At 32.9% G+C, this 21,915-nt stretch carries 19 protein-coding genes; 13 read left to right on the forward strand and 6 right to left on the reverse strand.

All coding sequences use genetic code 11. From position 1 onward, the window contains the following. Window positions 1-1,377 carry an MATE family efflux transporter gene (locus ACQ654_RS02025; protein ID WP_430408641.1) on the reverse strand — a complete coding sequence of 459 codons (1,377 nt, stop codon included), beginning with the start codon at window positions 1,375-1,377 and terminating at the stop codon, window positions 1-3. 200 nt (window positions 1,378-1,577) lie between these two features. Here ACQ654_RS02025 and ACQ654_RS02030 point away from each other — a divergent pair, with 200 nt between their 5' ends. From ACQ654_RS02030 to ACQ654_RS02040, 3 genes are all read left to right on the forward strand, one after another. Further along, window positions 1,578-1,772, forward strand: a complete 195-nt coding sequence (locus tag ACQ654_RS02030; RefSeq protein ID WP_430408642.1) for a hypothetical protein — start codon at window positions 1,578-1,580, stop codon at window positions 1,770-1,772. Between the two features lie 167 nt (window positions 1,773-1,939). After that, complete coding sequence (locus ACQ654_RS02035; protein WP_430408643.1) at window positions 1,940-2,152, forward strand: hypothetical protein; 213 nt, start codon at window positions 1,940-1,942, stop codon at window positions 2,150-2,152. 214 nt (window positions 2,153-2,366) lie between these two features. After that, window positions 2,367-2,549 carry a hypothetical protein gene (locus tag ACQ654_RS02040; protein ID WP_430408644.1) on the forward strand — a complete coding sequence of 61 codons (183 nt, stop codon included), beginning with the start codon at window positions 2,367-2,369 and terminating at the stop codon, window positions 2,547-2,549. Window positions 2,550-2,648: 99 nt separating this feature from the next. On the opposite strand, the gene ACQ654_RS02045 is transcribed toward ACQ654_RS02040, so the two are convergent. Both ACQ654_RS02045 and ACQ654_RS02050 read right to left on the reverse strand, forming a co-directional pair. Beyond that, a complete protein-coding gene (locus ACQ654_RS02045; RefSeq protein ID WP_430408645.1) occupies window positions 2,649-2,843 on the reverse strand; it encodes a hypothetical protein in 195 nt (64 codons plus the stop codon). Between the two features lie 92 nt (window positions 2,844-2,935). Next, window positions 2,936-4,597 carry a helix-turn-helix domain-containing protein gene (locus ACQ654_RS02050; protein WP_430408646.1) on the reverse strand — a complete coding sequence of 554 codons (1,662 nt, stop codon included), beginning with the start codon at window positions 4,595-4,597 and terminating at the stop codon, window positions 2,936-2,938. A 186-nt stretch (window positions 4,598-4,783) separates the two neighbouring features. Between ACQ654_RS02050 and ACQ654_RS02055 the strand changes: the two genes are divergently transcribed. Both ACQ654_RS02055 and ACQ654_RS02060 read left to right on the forward strand, forming a co-directional pair. Next, a complete protein-coding gene (locus ACQ654_RS02055; RefSeq protein ID WP_430408647.1) occupies window positions 4,784-7,405 on the forward strand; it encodes a zinc-dependent metalloprotease in 2,622 nt (873 codons plus the stop codon). Window positions 7,406-7,610: 205 nt separating this feature from the next. Next, complete coding sequence (locus ACQ654_RS02060; RefSeq protein WP_430408648.1) at window positions 7,611-8,915, forward strand: hypothetical protein; 1,305 nt, start codon at window positions 7,611-7,613, stop codon at window positions 8,913-8,915. 75 nt (window positions 8,916-8,990) lie between these two features. Here the strand turns inward: ACQ654_RS02060 and ACQ654_RS02065 are convergent, their stop codons facing one another. Both ACQ654_RS02065 and ACQ654_RS02070 read right to left on the reverse strand, forming a co-directional pair. Continuing rightward, the gene (locus tag ACQ654_RS02065) at window positions 8,991-9,941 is read right to left on the reverse strand and encodes a phosphoribosylaminoimidazolesuccinocarboxamide synthase (RefSeq protein WP_430408649.1); all 951 of its coding nucleotides are present in this window, start codon (window positions 9,939-9,941) and stop codon (window positions 8,991-8,993) included. A gap of 261 nt (window positions 9,942-10,202) precedes the next feature. Then, entirely contained in the window at window positions 10,203-11,156 is a 954-nt protein-coding gene (locus ACQ654_RS02070; RefSeq protein WP_430408650.1) for a PhoH family protein, read from the reverse strand. A 107-nt stretch (window positions 11,157-11,263) separates the two neighbouring features. Here ACQ654_RS02070 and ACQ654_RS02075 point away from each other — a divergent pair, with 107 nt between their 5' ends. The 6 genes from ACQ654_RS02075 (at window position 11,264) to dnaN (ending at window position 16,949) form a co-directional block, all read left to right on the forward strand. Continuing rightward, window positions 11,264-12,094, forward strand: coding sequence for an SAM hydrolase/SAM-dependent halogenase family protein (locus ACQ654_RS02075; RefSeq protein ID WP_430408651.1), 831 nt, complete (start codon window positions 11,264-11,266; stop codon window positions 12,092-12,094). Window positions 12,095-12,103: 9 nt separating this feature from the next. Continuing rightward, window positions 12,104-12,400 carry a putative quinol monooxygenase gene (locus ACQ654_RS02080; RefSeq protein WP_430408652.1) on the forward strand — a complete coding sequence of 99 codons (297 nt, stop codon included), beginning with the start codon at window positions 12,104-12,106 and terminating at the stop codon, window positions 12,398-12,400. Between the two features lie 55 nt (window positions 12,401-12,455). Next, window positions 12,456-13,289, forward strand: coding sequence for a class I SAM-dependent methyltransferase (locus ACQ654_RS02085; RefSeq protein ID WP_430408653.1), 834 nt, complete (start codon window positions 12,456-12,458; stop codon window positions 13,287-13,289). Then, the gene (gene gldF / locus ACQ654_RS02090; RefSeq protein WP_430408654.1) at window positions 13,290-14,015 is read left to right on the forward strand and encodes a gliding motility-associated ABC transporter permease subunit GldF; all 726 of its coding nucleotides are present in this window, start codon (window positions 13,290-13,292) and stop codon (window positions 14,013-14,015) included. Window positions 14,016-14,017: 2 nt separating this feature from the next. Further along, window positions 14,018-15,679 (forward strand): gliding motility-associated ABC transporter substrate-binding protein GldG, encoded by a 1,662-nt coding sequence (gldG, locus tag ACQ654_RS02095; protein ID WP_430408655.1) that lies wholly within the window; start codon window positions 14,018-14,020, stop codon window positions 15,677-15,679. A 151-nt stretch (window positions 15,680-15,830) separates the two neighbouring features. Further along, window positions 15,831-16,949 carry a DNA polymerase III subunit beta gene (gene dnaN, locus ACQ654_RS02100; RefSeq protein ID WP_430408656.1) on the forward strand — a complete coding sequence of 373 codons (1,119 nt, stop codon included), beginning with the start codon at window positions 15,831-15,833 and terminating at the stop codon, window positions 16,947-16,949. A gap of 157 nt (window positions 16,950-17,106) precedes the next feature. Here the strand turns inward: dnaN and ACQ654_RS02105 are convergent, their stop codons facing one another. Beyond that, a complete protein-coding gene (locus ACQ654_RS02105; RefSeq protein WP_430408657.1) occupies window positions 17,107-17,445 on the reverse strand; it encodes a DUF4870 domain-containing protein in 339 nt (112 codons plus the stop codon). Between the two features lie 190 nt (window positions 17,446-17,635). Here ACQ654_RS02105 and ACQ654_RS02110 point away from each other — a divergent pair, with 190 nt between their 5' ends. Further along, on the forward strand, window positions 17,636-20,374 hold the full coding sequence (locus ACQ654_RS02110; protein WP_430408658.1) for a hypothetical protein: 2,739 nt from the start codon (window positions 17,636-17,638) through the stop codon (window positions 20,372-20,374). A gap of 118 nt (window positions 20,375-20,492) precedes the next feature. Beyond that, entirely contained in the window at window positions 20,493-21,887 is a 1,395-nt protein-coding gene (gene mnmE / locus ACQ654_RS02115; RefSeq protein ID WP_430408659.1) for a tRNA uridine-5-carboxymethylaminomethyl(34) synthesis GTPase MnmE, read from the forward strand. Window positions 21,888-21,915 lie beyond the last annotated feature (28 nt).

A 21,915-nucleotide genomic window follows, 5' to 3' on the forward strand; every position in this document is an offset into this window, starting at 1 on the left:
TTATGCTTGATTACGAATGTGTTTTTTTGATAAATAATTAAATCTAATATACAATAATATTGCAGAAACTGTTAATCCGGCTAACAAGCCAATCCATATTCCTGCACTTTCAAATTTAGTGTGCAAACCTAAATAATATGATATTGGAAAACCTACAATCCAATATGCTATAAATGTGATTACTGTTGGTATTTTCACATCTTGCAATCCTCGTAAAACGCCCAATCCAACTACTTGAATACCATCTGATATTTGGAAAAAAGCAGAAACTAATAATAGTTTTCCCGCTATTGCGATTACTTCTTGGTTGTCTACAAAGTTTTTCATATCAGTTTCATCAACGTATAAAGTTGGAAACCAATTGTTAAAAATCATAAACATAGCCGCGAAGATAACATCTATTATGAGAACTAAAAGAAATAATGACAAAGCTATTCGACGTAATTCTGAGAAACGTCTCAATCCTTTCTGATTTCCAACTCTAATGGTAGCCGCAACACTTAATCCCATAGCAACCATAAATGTCATTGATGATAAGTTAAGTGCAATTTGATTTGCCGCTTGTGAGTTTTTGCCCAAAACACCTGATAACCAAATAGCCGCTGTAAAAATTACTACTTCAAAAAGCATTTGCAATGAGGATGGAAAACCAAGATCAATGATTTTTTTGAGAACTGATTTTTTTATTTCTTTAAAATTGAAATTTGTGACATAATTTTTGAATTTTTTCTTGTAACGTAATAATAACCAGATAAATGCCAACATTATGACACGTGAAGCTAAAGTTCCAATTGCGGCTCCAATAATTCCCCATTTGGGGAAAATCCAGATTCCGAAAATTAAAAAGTAATTGACAACTACATTGACAACATTTGCCAATAACGTTGCCCACATAGCATATTTTGTTTGTGATAAACCATCAGCAAATTGCTTAAAAGCTTGAAAAATGATTAGTGGAATTAAAGAAGCCGCAACCAAATTTAGATATGGCATTGCTAAATGCACAACTTCATCGGGTTGGTCCATTTTGTACATTAATGGTTTTGCCATTAATACAGCTATAAATACTCCAACTCCAATTAATGTACAAAGTAATAAACCGTGTTTTAAAGCGCCTTTTACTTTGTCCTTATCATTTTCTGCATCTGCCTCTGCAACTAACGTTGTAATTGCTGTTGAAAAGCCAATTCCGATAGACATGGCAATGAATAAAAAACTATTTCCAAGCGAAACTGCCGCCAATTCTGCTGTTCCGAGTTGACCAACCATTGCATTGTCTACAAAACCAACAAACGTATGCCCTAACATTCCCAGAATAATTGGAGATGCAAGCTTTAGATTGTAGCGGAATTCTTTGGTGTAGTTTTCTAAAATCACAATAAATTTTCAGTTCGCAAATATAGTTCACTTTTATGGCTTATTAGTATTCTTTACGCCATATTTATAGTGCTCAATTTATAAAACAAACAGTTCAATTTTTAAAACGGAAAGACTCCTGTTTTTATCTGATATGTTATCACCCTAACTTTATCATAATTAAAGAGTGAATATTAATTGTTAACTATTAAATATATATTATGAGAAAAAACATTTTAAACATTAAAGGAGCAACAGCGATTTCTAAGAAAAATCAAAGTGAAATTAATGGTGGAATTAGTGGAATAGGTGCATGCGGATGTGATTGTGCAGGACGTGTAACTGGACCTGCATACTGTCAAGACATTCTTGGTTGTCTACAAGTATACAGATGTAATGACAATCAAGCATCATAATAATTTTATGTAAACAAATTTAAATCGTCAAATTTTAAAGTGTTCTTCTTGTAAAATGAGTTTACCAACTTTACTTATTTACAATAATTCATTAGTAAAATTATGATGGAATATGGTCGAACCTGAAAAGCCACAATAGAGTAAGGACAATTTTAAAATTTTATATTATGAAAAAAAGCATTTTAAATATTAAAGGAGCTACAGCAATTTCTAAACAAGATCAACGTCAAGTTAATGGTGGCGCTGGTTGGAATTTTGGTGGAAAAGATTTATCAAAATGTGGATGTGATTGTGCAGGACGTGTAACTGGACCATTTTACTGTCTATCTGAAATAGCATGTTTACAAGTTTATACGTGCGACGATGCTCAAACTTCTTAATATGTTTTGTGAATAATTCTAAAAAGGCTTCTAATATCTCCAAATATTCAGGAGCCTTTTGTTTTTAAGGTTTTCCAAAGAAAAATAATCTGTTCAATTTATAAATTGGATTGCATACTTCTTTTCTTTCATTGCGTGTATGATTAAATTTATATAAAAATGGTCGTACCTGAAAAGCCAAAATAGAGTAAGGATTATCTTAAAATTATATATCATGAAAAACAACATTTTAAACATTAAAGGAGTTTCAGTTATTTCAAAAAACGAGCAAAGTCAAATTAACGGAGGTGCTGGTGGATACGACTTATCTAAATGCGGATGCGATTGTGCAGGACGTGTTACAGGACCAAAATATTGTTCTTGGTTTATGGCTTGTCCACAAGTATATACTTGCTAATATAAATAAAAAGGCTTCAAGGAAAATTCCTTGAAGCCTTCGCCTTTTCTATGCTAATAAAGTACGTTACAATGTATACAATTATACTGTTGTCGTTGCCTAATTGGCCGCGTTTGCTTCACAATTAATTGCATTTGTATACGTTTGTGTTTGATTCCCGCTAGGTGTTCTCGATTTAAATTCTACACATTCAAGAGATGAAAAAGGAATGTCGTCTCCTCCTAAAATTTGAAATGAATTTATTTTTGCGATTTGTATTTTTTTGAGAGATAGAAGTTTTTGTTGCGTTTTCATGACGAGTAATTTTTTAAGTTTGAAACAATATACACAACTACTGTATATATAAAGGTGAAAAGTATTGCCGTTTTATAAATTGAACAACCTTTTTATCGAATCTTTTTCAAGTAAGTAGAAGGGTTTTCGCCTGTTTTGGCTTTAAAAGCTCGTGAAAATGATCCGTGACTCTTAAAACCAACTTCTTTTGCGATTGCCTTAATAGTATACAATCTGAACTTCTTATCATTTTCCAAGCGTTGTAATGTGTAATCAATACGTAATGTATTCAAATATTCTGTAAACGTCATCTTTTTATACGTGTTCAAAATGTTGGATAAGTAGGTTGTATTGGTCTCTATTTTTTTAGCTGTTGCGTATAAATTATATTTTGGATTCAAGTAAAATTCTTGTGCTTCTAAGTTTTTTAATTTTTGCAGAATTTCATCAACTGTTTTATCACTTTTAATAGCATTTTGCGGTTCTCTTTTACTAGGTTTTTGTTGAACAACTTCTTTAACAACTTTTCTTTTTCGTAATTGTTTAACTAATAAAAAGCCAAATGTGACAATAACTAAAATTGCAATACTTAAAAACGTATAAAACTTCTTTTCATCTTTTTGATGTTGTGCTTCAAACTGGTTTTTTATTTTTTCAATTTCATATTGTGTTGCTGTTTGAATGATGGTTTTTTCACCATTTGTATCATGTATACTATCATACAGCGTTTTCGATTTCTGTCGATACTCTGATTCTTTCTGAAATTGCTCAGTATTTTTATACAAATCAGCTTTAAGCACTAGTGTTGCGTGATAATCATCTAACAAAACTTGTTGATTTGCATAACGTATTTCTAAAGTATCTAAAAGTGTAGTTGCTTCGGTATAGTCTTCTTGTTGTACATAATTATCTGCCAATAAAAACAACATTTTAGAGCGTTGTTTTTCATTTTTCAACGTTTCAAATAATGATTGCCCTTTTTGTAAATTATCATACGCTTCCGCAAAACGTTTTTGTGCTGTTTGTGTTTTTCCTTTAAGTTGATATAAATACGCCTTTCCTTCTATATCTTTATAAAAATCAGCAGCGATAAAAGCTTTATCAATATATAGCATTGCTGAATCGTGCTTTTGTTCCTCATAATACGTTTTTGCCAAAAACATGTGGTAATTGATGTAATTCTCAACATAATTTGCTGGATTTTTTTCAATCAAATGTTTCTTCTCTACAAATGCAATTGCCGTTTTAAAATTTTGTTTGGCATCATCATATTTTTTCAATTCCAAACTTAAAATCCCCATATTACCATTAATATCAAGTAATTGATGAACATCATTATTGCGTTGGGCAATTTTATAAGTATCAAGCAACAAATCGGCGGCTTTATATTTATTTCCAAGTTCAATTTCGGTAGTGGCAATTGCTATTTTTGTTTGAATATATCGTGCGCTATCACCGTCGTCAGAAATATGCTGCAAAGCTCTTTCGAATTCGGTCATTGCATCCTTGTAAATTCCCCTACTCTTATAGAAAGAACCCAAATAAAAATGCGAGCGATACATGTGAACAGAATCCTTAAACGTTCTTGCTTTATGATAGTATTCCATGCGGAGTTTCATCATAGAATCTGTTTCAATTCCTTGATGTTGTAAAATAGCTTGTTCTGCTTGCGTTAAAATTTGTGTAATGTCTTTATTGGTAAAGCTTTGCTCTTGGTTTTTAGAACAGGATAAAAGACATACACATAACAAACTTAGGCATATATAACGATTCATATTGAATATTTAGATCGATAAATTCAATATACTTTTTTTATGACGATTTTGCGAATATCAATCATAAAAATGTTTAATAATTTGAAAGTTATTGATTTACAAAGCTTTTAACATCATTTTAAGAATCAAAACGCCTTCAAAAAAGTATTTTTACAGCTATAAAACTATTCCAAAAAAAATTAAAATATGATATTTAAATCTCAATCAAAAAAAAACGTATTTGTAATGCTCGTTTTGTTGATTGCATTTTTAGTAGCTCCTGAAGCAAATGCTCAACGAAAAAAGCGTAACAAAAAAAAGAAAGGTGATACAGAACAAGTTACACCACCAAAAAAGAAATCTACTACAAAAACCATTGCTGATCTTACTAAAAAAAGTAAAAAGATAGATGGTTTATTTACAATGTATCAAGACACCATTACTGGAAGTATGCACATGGTTGTTTCAAAAGAACAACTAGAAAAGAACTTTATCTATTTCAGTCAAATCAATAATGGAGTTGCTGATATTCGTGCATTTAAAGGTGCGTATAGAGGTTCAAAAGTTTTTACGATTAGAAAATATTTTAACAAAATTGAATTTGTAACCAAGAATACACAGTTTTATTTTGACCCAAATAGTGCATTATCTAAAGCCGCAGATGCTAATATTAGTGAAGGTGTTATGGCAAGCTTAAAAGTAGAAGCTACTGATACAGAAAAAGGATTATACCTTATCAAAGCAGATGATTTATTCTTAAAAGAAACATTCTCGCAGGTAAAACCACCTCGTTTTCCTGGAAACAGTCCATTCTCATTTTCTTTGGGAAGTCTTAATAAAGGAAAATCTAAAATCAACGCAATTAAAAATTATCCAGAAAATACAGATTTAGTAATTGAATATGTATATTCAAAACCTTCTGTATTAAATGGCGGTTCACAATCGGTTACTGATGGACGAAACGTAACAATCAAAGTAAATCACAGTTTAATTGAGATTCCAGAAAATACATACCTACCAAGATATGATGATCCAAGAGTTGGATTTTTCACAACGCAGGTAACCGACATGACATCTGCTAGTGCTGCACCATACAAAGATTTAATTCACAGATGGCATTTAGAGAAAAAAGACCCAAATGCGGCTATTTCAGAACCAGTAGAACCAATTACTTGGTGGATTGAAAACACAACGCCTATTAACTATAGAGAAACAATTAAAGAAGCCGTTTTACGTTGGAATATTGCTTTTGAAAAAGCAGGATTCAAAAACGCAATGGTAGTAAAAGTACAACCAGATGATGCTGATTGGGACGCGGGAGACATTCGTAAAAATGTATTGCGTTGGACATCTTCTCCAAATCCTCCATTTGGTGGTTATGGACCAAGTTTTGTAAACCCATTAACAGGTCAAATATTAGGTGCTGATGTAATGTTAGAATATGTACATCAAACTAACAGAGTACGTTATGATAGATTATTTGAAGCTATGGATGCATATTCTTTTGATAATTTAGAAGATGCAAACAAAGATTTACAACAATTTCATAAAACAGAAAACTACTGTTCTTTAGGACATTTAATGCACGAAAATAGCGCGTTTGGTCATACAGCATTAACAATTATAAATGCTTCTGATGAAGAAAAAGAAGTATTGCGTAATGAAGGATTAACTCACTTAATTATGCATGAAGTTGGACATACGTTGGGATTAAACCACAACATGAAATCGAGTCAATTACATACACCAGCGCAATTGGCAGATAAAAATTACATTCAAGGAAAAGCATTGACAGGTTCTGTAATGGATTACGAAGCAATTAATGTTACAAATGATAGAACACAACAAGGTCATTACTTTACAACAACATTAGGTCCTTACGATCTTTGGGCAATTGAGTTTGGATACAAGCCAGTTACGAGTTATGGAGAGTTGGATGATATCTTAAAAAGATCAACAGAACCAGCATTAATCTTTGGAAATGATGCTGATGATATGAGAAGTCCAGGAAAAGCAATTGATCCAAGAGTGATGGTTGGCGATTTGTCAAATGATCAAATTACGTATTCTATCAACAGAATTAACTTGGTGAACGACATGCTAAAAGGACTGCGTGCAAAATACAACGATTATGGAAAATCGTATCAAGAAATGGTAACTGCGTATGCGATTCTTCAAGGACAAAAATCGAGTGCCGTAAATGTAATATCACGTTTTATTGGTGGTGTATATGTTGATAGAGCTATGCAAGGACAAGCTGGCGGAACACAACCGTACACGCCTGTAAGTTATGCAGATCAAAAAAGAGCAATGAAAGCTTTAAAAGATTACTTATTTGCGCCAAATGCAAATGATGCACCTGCTGATTTGTACACACACTTAGCAAGACAACGTAGAGGATTTAATTTAGGAAGAGGTACAGAAGATCCAAAACTTCACAATTTGGCGTTACGTAGACAAATGGGCGTTTTATATCATGTATTACACCCAAATACGTTGCAACGTATTGTAGATTCTGAATTGTATGGTAATAAATACAAGTTATCTGAATACATGAGCGACTTGAACAAAGCTATTTTTATAGCAGACATCAACACGAAAGTAAATACATTTAGACAAAATTTACAGATTGAATATACAAACATGTTGATTGAAATGTTAACGGGGAAATCAAATGGACGTTTCAACAATGTTGCAAAATCTATGGCGGTTTACAACCTAAAAACAATCAGAAAATATGCGGCAAACGGTTTAGGTGATTTGGCTACAAAAGCACACAAAACACACTTAAAAACGTTAATTGACAATGCAATGAAAGAGATTAAATAGTTTTTTCGATTGTAGCTTTAAATGTTATCATCTTGAGCGTAATTGAAAAATCATACAAGCAAAAGCGGCATTTTTGTAGTGAAAATGTCGCTTTTTTTTGTAAATATAATATACCAACGTGTACATTTCGTAGACATTAACGTAATTGATACAATAAGAAAATTATTTTTTGTAAATTTTGATACCCAAAAAGTTGATGTTACTTATGCCAAACTATTTACAAAAAAAGGAAAATACAAAAGAAACAGTTGCAGCGAGTTCTCATGCTACTAAAATTCAAGATAATACAACAGGTTTTAATTTTCAAGATAACAGACCTAATGCGTTAGTGCAGCTAAAGCTTCAAAAGCAACTAAATGGTTTCACAAGTCATCATTTTCCATCTACCGTAATTCAAAGACAATGTGATAATCCAGATTGTAGTAATGATAAATGCACAGGAAACGAATGCAATGCTTCTAAAAAACCGATTCCTTTCGATCCAAGACAAACACACTTATCCAAACGTGCATTAAAGAAAAAAGGACCGCCTACTATGGTCGTTAGTGAAAAATTTGATGGAGAACACGGTGTAGATTCACTAAATAATGGCAAACTCAACACTAAAAAATATCGAGAACCTCAAATACAGCATAAAAAAGGATATGGCGGAACGGGAATAGATGAAACGGTTAGTACTGCTACAACTAGAGATTATATCGATAGTCTTGATACAACAGAACGTGAATCTGCTACTAAAAAACTTTCTACTGCTCGTGTTGAGACATCTAAACTGATGTGGCCAACTGGTGAACCAGACAGACCAATTTCAGCGCATCCTGGAGGACTCAGTAAATCTCAAACCGATATGCGTAAAGGATTAACAGGATTGCATGGAACTAAAGATGTAGCACGTGCAGAAACTGTAAATACAGAGTTAAATAACACAAATGTTTCTAAAAAAGAAGCACAAGAAAATGCCATAACTCGATCTGAGTTAGAAACAACGCAACATTTTATGAAACCGTATGGAGAAATGCAACAAGTAGACGTGTCTAAGGCTAAAGAAAGTGCATATCATCCTCAATTTGGGCAAATTATCAACAAAGATACTGGTGAAAAAATGCAACCCAATTATAATTTAGCCATGTTATCAATGCAAAAAGAACGTGAAAGACTTAAAGTTAAAACTTCTCAAAAATTAATACATAGTGGTAAATCATCTTTGGTAGCACCTGAAATGCAAGAACATTTAAAAGGAAATTACACACCACAAAGAGGTCCAAATTATTCACTGGCAACACCATTAGACAAGGACAAAACATTAGATCAAATCGAATCATCAAATAAGAAACTTCCGGAATCAAGTCGTAGAAGAGGTGTTTCTCCACCAAGAGCAATTCCTACGATATATAAATCAAATGATAATCAATTAAGTGGTAAAAAGAGAAAAAGGCAAACATCTATATTTGATTATTTTCCTCCTAATAAAAAAATAAAGTTAGAAGAACCAACTACTGATACTGACTAAACATACAAAAGCGACATTTTCATAGTGAAAATGCCGCTTTGTATGTGTTCAAACTTACTATATTAAATTTTGCTGCTATCTATTTAAAAAAGAAACCACGTTCTCCTCTATTCTATTGAGAATATTGGAAACAGCTGCTTTTTCAAACGTTTCGCCTGTAATGTTTTCGTATAATTCTATATAGCGATCAGAAACGGAATTAATGTATGCATCACTCATAAACGGTACTTTCTGACCTTCCAATCCTTGAAAATCATTACTAATTAACCATTGACGCACAAATTCTTTCGATAATTGCTTTTGTGGAGCTTGCTTTGCTTGCAATGCTGAATACGTATCCGCATAGAAATAACGAGAAGAATCTGGTGTATGAATTTCATCAATCAATACAATTCTACCGTCTTTCGTTTTCCCGAATTCATATTTGGTATCAACCAAAATTAAACCGCGCTCTTTTGCAATTTTTGTTCCTTCTTCAAATAATAAATGTGTATATTTTTCCAATTGAATATAATCTTCTTCAGAAACAATTCCTTTGGCTAAAATGTCCTCTCTTGAAATATCTTCGTCATGTTCGCCCATTTCAGCTTTGGTTGCTGGTGTAATAATTGGCGACGGAAATTTATCGTTTTCAATCATTCCATCTAGCATTTCAACACCACAAAGCATACGTTTTCCAGCTTTGTATTCACGTGCCGCATGACCTGATAAATATCCTCTAATAACCATTTCTACTTTAAAAGGTTCGCACATATGACCAATAGCTACATTTGGATCTGGCGTTGCAATCAACCAATTTGGCACCAAATGTTCCGTAGCTTTCATCATTTTTGTAGCAATCTGATTTAAAATTTGTCCTTTAAACGGAATTCCTTTGGGCATTACCACATCAAAAGCAGATAATCTGTCTGAAGCAATCATCACTAATAAATCATCATTGATAGTATATACTTCACGTACTTTTCCTGTATATTTTGCAGTCTGATTGGGAAAGTTAAAATTCGTTTCAGTAATCGTGTTACTCATTGTTATAGTTGTTGTTGTGTGTTTATTTGGTGTAGGTTTTGGGTCGCTTCGCTTTTGGTTAATTTGTATTTGATTCGTCTTTTGTTGATTGTTGATTGTTGATTTGTTCTCTTTTCTACATTCTCTTAACTTCTAACTTCAATATTCTTTATTCAGTTTTCAGTTTTCAAAACGTCTCTTCGAGTGATTTTCAATAGAAAATTGTATTGAATAGAGAAGTGCTTTTTCATTTAAAATTTCACATTCAACATTTAGCATTTCCTAGTTATTATGTTCAATAGTTCTATACGCTTCAATCACTTTCTTTACCAATCTATGTCGAACTACATCTTTATCATCTAAGTAAATAATTCCAATTCCTTTAATATCTTTTAAAACCAGCAATGCTTCTTTCAATCCAGAAATTACACGTCTTGGCAAATCTATTTGTCCAGGATCACCTGTGAGCATAAATTTTGCATTTTTCCCCATACGCGTCAAAAACATCTTCATTTGCGCATGTGTTGTATTTTGAGCTTCATCCAAAATTACAAAGGCATTATCCAACGTACGACCACGCATAAACGCCATAGGCGCAATTTGAATGGTTCCGTTTTCAATATAAAGCGCTAATTTTTCTGGTGATATCATATCGCGCAAAGCATCATACAAAGGTTGCATATACGGATCGAGCTTTTCTTTTAAATCGCCTGGCAAGAAACCTAAACTTTCGCCTGCTTCTACAGCCGGACGTGTTAAAATAATTCGTCTTACTTCTTTATTTTTCAATGCTCTTACAGCTAAGGCAACACCAGTATACGTTTTTCCTGTTCCGGCTGGACCAATTGCAAAAACCATATCATTCTTGTTCATTAACTCCACCAACTTACGTTGATTGGCTGTCATGGCTTTGATCAACCTTCCATTGGTTCCATGCACTAAAACTTCTCCACTTGCTTTGGATGTATCGTAATCCTTCTTACTTTCGCTGGTTAATACACGTTCTATCACATTTTCGTCAATTTTATTGTACTTGCCAAAATGCTCCATAAGCATCGTTAATCGCTTATCAAACTCTTCTAATAAGGTTTCATCTCCGTAAGCTTTTATCTTATTTCCTCTGGCTACAATTTTGAGTTTTGGGAAGTATTTTTTCAACAATTCTATGTTGGTATTTTGGTGACCAAAAAACTCTCTTGGACTGATCTCAGAAAGTTCAAAAATAATTTCGTTCAAAAGCGACTCGTATTAAGGTTAGATTTCCGTTTTGTTTTTTTAGATTTGCATAGCAAACTTACCATTTTTTAATAGATTAAATTTAAAAAAATATCAACAATTCGCCAATGGCAATTATAACACTGACAACTGATTTTGGGGAGAAAGACCATTTTGTGGGCGCAGTTAAAGGAGCTATTTATAGTGAAATAGACGATATTCGTATTGTTGATATCTCACATAACATTAGTCCTTTTAACATTACGGAAGCCGCGTATGTGATACAAAATGCGTTTAATAGTTTCCCAAAAGGAAGTATTCATATTATTGGTATTGATTCTGAGTTGAATCCTGAAAATAAGCACATTGCACTAAAATTGGACGGTCATTTTTTTGTGTGTGCCAATAATGGAATTATGAGTTTGATTGCTTCTGAGATTGTTCCAGAGAAAATTGTAGAAATAAATATTCATGATCGAATAGAAACAAATTTCCCCGTTTTAGATGTTTTTGTTAAAGTTGCATGTCACATTGCACGCGGCGGAACGTTGGAAGTTATCGGGAAAACAATTCAGGATATAAAACACTTAACAGGCATTAAACCTGTTGTAAATACCGACGAATCGCAAATTATTGGAAACGTCATTTATATAGATAATTACGGAAATGTAGTGACAAATATTTCGCGAAAGCTATTTAAAGATGTTGGAAAAGGACGCGATTTTGAAATTTCGGCGCGTAATTATAAATTTAAACGAATTCATGAACGTTATAGTGACAGTATCAATTTTACGGTAGAAAAACACAAACGTGAAGAAGATGGCAAAAAACTAGCCTTGTTCAATTCGGCTAATTTTCTCGAACTTGCCATTTATAAAAGTAATCCGCAAACTGTTGGTAGTGCTTCTACCCTTTTTGGATTGCGATTTAGAGATACGATAACTATTAATTTTTTATAAAAGAATACTATGTTTGTACGCATTGTAAAAATGAGCTTTCACCAAGAAAATATTCCTGCGTTTTTGGAAATGTTTGATGAAAAGAAAGCATCAATCAAAAATAGAGAAGGCTGTGAGTTTTTAGAGTTATATCAAGATAAAACAAATCCTGAAATTTTCTTTACGTATAGTCATTGGAAACATGAAGACGATTTAGAAGCATACCGAAATTCAGAATTGTTCAAAAATGTCTGGAAACAAACAAAAGCGATGTTTAATGACAAACCATACGCGTGGAGTGTTGATAAATTAGTGAGTTTATCCTAAACTAAATACTAGAACTCGTAACCAAACGTTACACAATTATACATTCCTAAGTGGAATGATTACGAAAGAATATATGTTAAGATCATTATACTACAAGTTATCGCCAAAACAACGATTATTACTGAGACGAGTAGTATATTTCCCTGTTGATCTATTTAGAAAACGACAAGAGCTCGAACCGCCAAAAGGCTACATTTATACAGGTCCAGGAAATTATATTGAGATTGGTGAAACCTTTTTTGAGTATTTCAAAACCTACGGAAACATTCAGCCAAACAGTCGTATTTTAGATATTGGTTCAGGAATCGGTCGCATGGCAATTCCGTTTACGAAGTTTTTAAACAATGAAGGAACGTACAAAGGCTTTGATGTTGTTTCACAAGGTGTTGATTGGTGTTCGGAAAATATTACATCAAAATATCCAAACTTTACGTTTACGCATACACCATTAAAAAACGATTTATACAATTTAAATACAAACGAAGAAGCAAAAGATTTTACGTTTCCTTATGAAAACTCAACTTTTGACTTTGCCTTTTTAACGTCCGTATTTACACACATGATGCCAGCTGATGTATTGCATTATTTGGGTGAAATAAATCGTGTATTAGACACCGACAAAATATGTTTGGCTACGTTTTTTATTTTAGATGAACTATCAAAAAAACAAATGGTATCAACGCATATGAATTTCAGTGTACATCATGGAAATTATGCCTTGATGGATGAAAAAGTAAAAGAAGCAAATGTTGCTTTTGACAAAGAGTATATTTTTGCACAGTTTGAAGCAAAAGGCTTTGAAATTGTCAACTTTTTTCCAGGTACTTGGTCTGGAAGAACGGAAAACACACTATCATACCAAGATATTATTGTATTAAAAAAGAACTAAATGCTCGCAATACTCAAAAAAGAAATCAATTCGTTTTTCTCCTCATCCATTGGATATTTGGTGATTGCTTTATTTTTAATTCTAAACGGATTATTCTTATGGTTTTTTAAAAGTGAATTCAATATTTTCGATTACGGATTTGCAGATTTAACGCCATTTTTCACCTTAGCACCTTGGATTCTCATCTTTTTAATTCCAGCAATTACCATGCGTAGCTTTTCGGAAGAAAAACGATTAGGAACGTTGGAATTATTACTGACAAAACCAATCTCAGGTTGGCACATTGTACTCGGAAAATATTTCGGCGCTTTTGTGTTGATACTTTTAGCGCTCATTCCAACACTATTATATGCATATACAGTTTATAGTTTAGGAAATCCTATCGGGAATTTAGACGTCGGAAGTACGCTTGGCTCCTATTTTGGATTGTTATTTTTAATAGCGGCATATACAAGTATTGGCGTATTTACATCAACGCTTTCGCAGAATCAAATTGTGGCGTTTATTGTGGCTGTTTTCCTTTGTTTTTTCATGTATTTTGGATTTGAAGGTATTGCCAGTGCTGACATCTTTGGCGATTTTAATAGTTTGATTGAAAAAATAGGCATGAAAACACATTTTGATAGCATAGCACGTGGCGTAATTGATACGCGCGACGTTGTGTATTTTTTAAGTGTAACCATTTTCTTTTTATTCTTAACTGTAGTACAATTAAAAAAACGATAAGCTTGAAGAAAGAACTCAATATTAGCACCAAAATCATCTTACTTATTGTAGTACTCATTATCGTGAATGCTATTGCTAGTAGTGTATTTACTCGTTTTGATTTAACACAAGACAAACGCTACACACTTTCAGAAGCTTCTAAAAATACATTGAAAGATGTGGCTTCACCTATTGTAATTGATGTTTTTCTAAAAGGTGATTTTCCATCAGATTATAAACGTTTGGCAACTGAAACTGAACAATTGTTAGAAGAATTTTCTGCGTATAATTCAAATATAAAGTACAAGTTCATTGATCCTATTGAAGAAGGTGCAGAAGAATTTTTAATGAATAGAGTTGGCATACAGCCAACATACATCACAGAAGAAGCGACAAATAAAATTTCACGTGAACGCGTATTTCCTTGGGCAGTTGCTACGTATGGTAACAAATCTGTTAAAATTGCTTTATATAAAAACAACTTAGCAAGTTCAGAAGACGAAAAAATTGCAAGTTCTGTACAACATTTAGAATATGCGTTTGCAGATGCATTTACAAAATTAACCTTGTTAGAGAAGCAAACCATTGCCATTCTTAGAGGTCACGGAGAATTAGAAGATGTTTACATTACCAGCTTTTTACAAACGCTAAAAGAGTATTATAAAATTGCACCTTTCGATTTAACTGCTTTTCCAGACAATCCTGAAAAATCTTTAGAAAACTTACAACGTTTCGATTTGGCAATTGTTCCAAAACCAACAAAAGCATTTTCTGATCAGGAAAAATACATTTTAGATCAATATACTGTTAATGGTGGAAAATCATTGTGGTTGGTGGAAAATGTACAAGCAGAAATGGACAGTTTGTATAGTGAAAGTGGGCAAACGTTAGCTTTTCCCAGAGATTTACGATTGACCGATTTTTTCTTTACCTACGGAATTAGGATCAACCCGAAATTAGTCAACGATGTACAATGTGCGCCCATAATGATGGCCGTTGGTGAAGATGCCAACACACAATTTTTGCCAATTCAGTGGCGTTACAATCCGTTGGTAAATCCTACTGTGAATCATCCAATTACAAACAATACGAATTTGGTAAAGTTTGAATTCGCAAATCAGATTGATACGTTAAAAAATAGTACCAAAAAGACCATTCTATTAAAAAGTTCTGAACTTTCAAAATTGGAAGGTGTTCCAAAACCAATTTCGTTGGCTGTTATTGAAAATGAGCCAAAAACTGAAGCGTATGTAGGCAAAGGAAATCAAAACTTAGCGGTTTTAGTAGAAGGAACTTTTCAATCGGTATACAAAGGTCGTGAAAAACCATTTCAACTTTCCAATTCAAAAAATGAAGGAACTTCTAAAATGTTAGTCATTGCAGATGGTGATGTTATTAAAAATCAAGTGACACGTGGACGACCGCAGGAATTAGGTTTTGATATTGCCACAAAACGACAATATGGAAACAAAGAATTCTTACTAAATTCTGTAAATTACCTTTTGGACAACAACGGACTTATAAACATTCGCTCTAAGGAATTAAAATTAGCTTTCCTAGATACAGAAAAAGTGTTGGAAGAAAAATCCGTTTGGCAAGCTATAAACATTGGACTTCCGCTAGCTATACTTGCTATTTTTGGGTTCGCTTTTGCCTACATTAGAAAACGGAAGTACACGAAATAGTTGTTAATAAGTTTCTTTTCGTTACAACGACATTTGAAATATATTTGTAAGAATACAAAAAAGTGAATTCCATACAGCAATTTAGCGACTAAAAAGCTATGTATTTTAGTTTGGAAGCATTATTTTTGAACATTAAATAGAACACAAACACATGAAATTTATTGTATCCAGCACCTATTTATTAAAACAGCTTCAAGTTTTAGGAGGCGTTATTAATAATAGCAATACCTTACCTATTTTAGATAATTTTCTTTTTGAATTAAACCAAAACGAACTTACGGTATCAGCTTCTGACTTAGAAACTACGATGTCTTCAAAATTAGATGTAGAATCTGATAGTGAAGGAAGTGTTGCAGTTCCGGCAAAGTTATTATTAGATACTTTAAAAACGTTTCCAGAGCAACCATTAACGTTTGTTGTGGAAGATAACAATACTGTTGAAATTAGCTCAAACCATGGTAAATATGCGTTAGCTTACGCTGATGGCGCTGAGTTTCCACATGCTGTTGAGTTAAAAGATCCAAGTTCAACTACAATTGCAGGACATGTATTGGCAACGGCAATTAGTAAAACTATTTTTGCTTCAGGTAACGATGATTTACGTCCAGTAATGAGTGGTGTATTTTTTCAGTTTTCACAAGATAACTTAACGTTTGTTGCTACAGATGCGCACAAATTGGTAAAGTACCAACGTACAGATTTACAAGCTTCTCAAGTTGCTGAATTTATTATGCCAAAGAAACCATTAACCTTATTAAAAGGAATTTTAGGTGGAAGTGAAGACGAAGTTGTGATTGAGTATAACGATAGTAATGCAAAATTTACGTTTGATAAAACGGTTTTAATTTGCCGTTTAATTGATGGAAAATATCCAAACTACGAAGCAGTCATTCCAAAAGAGAATCCAAATAAGTTAGAAATTAACAGAAATCAATTCTTAAACTCTGTGCGTCGTGTTAGTATTTTCTCTAACAAAACAACGCATCAAATTCGTTTAAAAATTGCAGGAGCTGAATTGAATATTTCGGCAGAAGATATTGATTACTCAAACAAAGCAGAAGAACGCTTAACCTGTGATTACCAAGGTGATGATATGCAAATTGGGTTCAACTCACGTTTCTTAACAGAAATGATTAACAACTTAAATTCTGATGATGTTTCGTTGGAAATGTCATTACCAAACAGAGCTGGAATTTTAACACCAATTGATGGTTTAGAAGAAGGCGAACACATTACAATGTTGGTAATGCCAGTAATGCTAAATAACTAGATCTCGATGTTAGAATCTTAAAAAATCACTAACGATCTATAATCAATTGATAAAATAAGAAAAGCCGTTGTACAATTGTATAACGGCTTTATATTTTGTTCTATTTAAAAAGATATCGTCTTAAAATCTAATTGACTAATAATCCAACTATCAAATATTATATCATTTTTATCGTCATTGGATAATACGGTTCGTCTCCATTACTAACTTTTACGGCATTGATAATTGGCATAATAAATAATAATACTGCCACTGTAAGTAATAATAATAATCCTAATCCGAAGAATAAAATTAACGGAATGGAAACAATTGCATAAATAATCATGCTCAATTGAAAGTTTACAATCTGTTTTCCTTGTTCGTCCATTTCATACACATCATTTTTATTACAAGCCCAAAGGATTAACGGAACTATTAAACTTCCAAAACCTAATACAAAACTTGATAATTGACTTAAATGTGTCCATACTATTAATTGATTGTCTTTTCTTCTCATGATCCTAAATGTTTTTGATTGATGCTTATAGGACGTAAATTTTTATATTTTGTTACACTTTATTTTTGGCTGTGTTGTAAAAACTATTTTTAAGGCAATACAGAGCATCATTTATACATGAAAAAAAATTAAAAAAATGATTGTATATAGTATATTTGAATTTTTTATGACAATACTCAATAGTTTTATAATGTTTATTAAATCAAAATTACTTTTAATTGCACTTTTTTCTTGCATAACATTTTTTTCAAATGCGCAAACAACTTCAATTCCAGATACTGTATTTGAAGACTATTTAGAAACACATGATGCCTCAGGTGCTGTTGTACCTTTGGGAGATCCGACAAGTATGGGAAATGGTATTGCCGATGATCAGTTGGTTACAACTTCGCAAATTAATACTGTTACTGGGTTAAATTTATCAGGGTTAAATATGGTAACTATTGATGGTATTGCCGACTTTACAAATCTTGTCTATCTAAATATTAGCTCAAATACTATTACCAATCTTAATATTCAAAATATACTTCCTAATTTGAGTTCATTAATTATAGATAATTCAGGGCTGACAAGCTTGTCACTATCTTCAAAAAATGTTACTGACGGAACAAGTATCGTATCAAATATATCTAATTTAGTCCTTACGAATAATGCAAATCTGACATTATTAGACATTCAAGATACAGCACTTACTGCTATAGATACTAAAACCAATTCTTCTCTTGAATCTTTTAATCTGGCGTACAATCCAAACCTACTAACTCTTGATATAAGTACGAACGATCTTAGCACTAATTTTCAAATAGAGGCATGTCCATCACTGAGAAGTATCACATTTAATGATACAAATTTTTCAGAAATTGTTGGGCTAAGTAGTTTAACAAATCTTGAAACTTTACTTGGTAATAATTCTGTTATTCAAGAATTGGATGTATCCAATCAACCTTCGCTTTCTGTGTTAGAAATCTTAAATAATACAGCTATCACAACCTTAAATATTAGCAATACATCTGTTGTAACATTAGATGTATCAACCAATACACAACTACAAAACCTAACTTTACATGATGGCATACATACGAATGCTACTCTTAGAAATTTAAATATCAGCAATAGAAATTTCACAACTATCAATCTATCTTTTATAAGTAGCTTACGTACGCTAACGGCAAACAATACAGCACTTGAAGCACTTGTATTAGTACAGCCTTTGCTTGAAAACCTATCAATTGCAAACTGCCCAAATCTGTTAACAGTAGACATTGGCAACGCACAAAATCTTTCTACAATTGATGTAAGTAATAGTACAGCACTAACTAATTTGAGTATTGGAAATACTTCGTTAACCACTCAATTAGATCTTAGTACAAATACAGCGCTTACTTCTTTAAGTATAGATGCCAACCCATCAATTGAAGTGTTGGATTTAAGTAATAACAACTTATTATCCAATTTAACTTTAAGTAGTAATATGGGATTAACATATGTAGATGTGAGCAATACATTAATCAATTCCCTTGATATTGCTAGTTATGGCGGACTTAACTATTTGAATATTAGCAATACGCTTTTTACGAGTCTCTATTTTGGCGGTACGATCAATCTGGAAACTTTAGTTGCAAACAACACTAAGCTTGAACAGTTAATCGTAGACAGTCCTTCACTTGCGAACCTCACAGTTGCAAACAATGCAAATCTTTTGGTATTAACTATTCGTTTTGCATTAATTTCAAATATCGATCTATCCACAAACCCAATTCTTGAAGACGTTACACTAGATAACGATATAAATTTAAACAATCTAACGATAGATAATTCATCAATTAAAAATCTTAATATATTTTTTAGTCCAAGACTAACAGATTTAGTCATTTCCAACAATGCAAATCTATTAACACTAGATCTCTTTGGAATTAGTCCGCCTCGTATCGATTTGTCTTCAAACCCAATACTTCAAGAAATTCATGTACAAAGTACAGCAACAGAAAGCATAAATCTGAAAAACAATAACAATACTGCTATTTCAGATATTGACCTTACTTCCAATAGTAACTTAACCTGCGTGTTGGTAGATAATGAACCATATTCAACAACTAATTGGACAGATAAAGATCCACAAACAAGTTATAATGATGTAAGTTGTGACATTCAAGTTTCTCCAAAAATATACTTACAAGGCGCGACTTTAGAACCAATTGCAGGAGAAGAAACCTTAATGCGCGACGATTTAAGAACTGCTTCACTCCTACCAACTACAAGTCCTTATAGTGACAATGCAACTTGCAACCCGTTAGTTTTTGATACTACAGGACCAAACGCAATTGTTGATTGGATTTGGGTAGAATTGCGCAACGCCAACGATAATACTATGGTAAAAGACTCACAATCGGCTTTCTTGCAACGCGACGGCGATATTGTGGGTATTGATGGAATTTCTGCGGTAAATTTTAAGCAAACTGAAAATGATTATTACATAGCCATCAAACATCGAAATCACTTAGGAATTATGACTTCCAATACTGTTGCTTTGTCTCTTGCTACTACTTCCGTAGATTTTACAAACGGTAACAACCAAATTACCTATGGAACCAATGCACAAACGACTTCTGGAATGCAAACCGACACTGTTGGTATGTGGACAGGAAATGTAAATGGAGATCTGTTTGTTCAATACTCAGGAACCAATCCTGATACGCCAACAATCTTATCTACGATACTAAATGATGCAGCAAACTTTCTCAATTTTCCAACCTATATATTTCAAGGCTACAATGCCAATGATATCAATATGGATGGAAACACGCAATATTCAGGAACCAATCCGGATACACCTTTCATATTACAAAATGTATTGGCACATCCAGGAAACTTCTTAAATTTTAGCACCTATCAAATTATAGAACAATTGCCTGAAAATTTTGAGCAATAAATCGAATTAAAACCAATCTTAGAAACAAATTACGTAAACGCTATCTCTTATCAGATGGCGTTTTTTTATGCTTCAAACTAAAAACATAATCATTACTTTTGCACAAATTCATTTCAGTATGATTCCAAATGATACCATTGTTGCATTGGCAACTCCTTCAGGCGCTGGCGCAATTTCAGTAATTCGCGTTTCGGGAAAAGAAGCCATTACGATTTGTGAACCGCTTTTTAAATCGATTCGAAATAAAAAGTTGAGCAAACAGAAGTCGCACACCATTCATTTAGGTCATATCATTGATCAAGAACGTTATATCGATGAAGTTTTAGTCTCTCTGTTTAAAGGGCCAAACTCGTATACAGGCGAAAATACCATTGAAATTTCATGTCATGGTTCTGTGTACATTCAGCAACAAATCATTCAATTATTATTGCGTAATGGTTGTAGAAACGCCAATGCTGGAGAATTTACCTTGCGTTCGTTCCTAAACGGAAAACTCGATTTATCGCAAGCAGAAGCTGTCGCAGATTTAATTGCGAGCGATTCAGAAGCATCTCACCAATTGGCAATGCAACAAATGCGTGGCGGATTTAGTAATGAAATCAAAAACTTGCGTGAAGAATTACTAAACTTTGCTTCACTAATAGAACTAGAACTCGATTTTGCAGAAGAAGACGTCGAATTTGCCGATCGTACACAGTTTAAAACCTTGGTAAAACGGATTCAATTTGTCTTAAAACGCTTGATTGATTCTTTTGCAGTTGGAAACGTGATCAAAAACGGAATTCCTGTAGCAATTGTTGGTGAACCAAACGTTGGGAAATCTACTTTATTAAATGCTTTATTGAATGAAGAACGTGCTATTGTTTCTGACATTGCAGGAACGACGCGTGATACCATTGAAGACGAATTGATTATTGATGGAATTTCGTTCCGCTTTATTGATACCGCTGGAATTCGTGAAACCAAAGATGTTGTGGAAAGTATCGGAATTCAGAAAACATTCGAAAAAATTGAACAAGCACAAGTCGTTATCTATTTATTTGATGCTTCGCTCCTATCAAACAATCAAGAAAAATCGAAGTTGATGTTGCAGGAAATTCACAAACTTCAAAACAAATTTCCACAAAAACCAATCGTTATTGTTTCCAACAAAATTGATAAAGGCGATGAAACATTCATCAAAAATACGTTTGAATTTGACAATCTATTGTTGCTTTCTGCCAAAGAAAACATTGGTGTTGATGAATTGAAAAACAAGCTTGTTTCCTTCGTAAATACAGGTGCTTTGCGCAACAACGAAACAATTATTACCAACACACGTCATTACGATGCGTTACTAAAAGCATTGGAAGAAATTGACAAAGTTCATTTCGGGTTAGAGTCAGGTTTATCAGGCGATTTAATGGCAATTGACATTCGTCAAGCGTTGTATCATTTCGGAGAAATCACAGGAGAAATCACAAGTGATGATTTGTTGGGGAATATCTTTGCTAACTTTTGTATTGGAAAGTAAGTTAATCTGATTGTTATTATTTTTTTAC

The organism is Kordia sp., assembly GCF_965283645.1.
GTDB lineage: Bacteria > Bacteroidota > Bacteroidia > Flavobacteriales > Flavobacteriaceae > Kordia.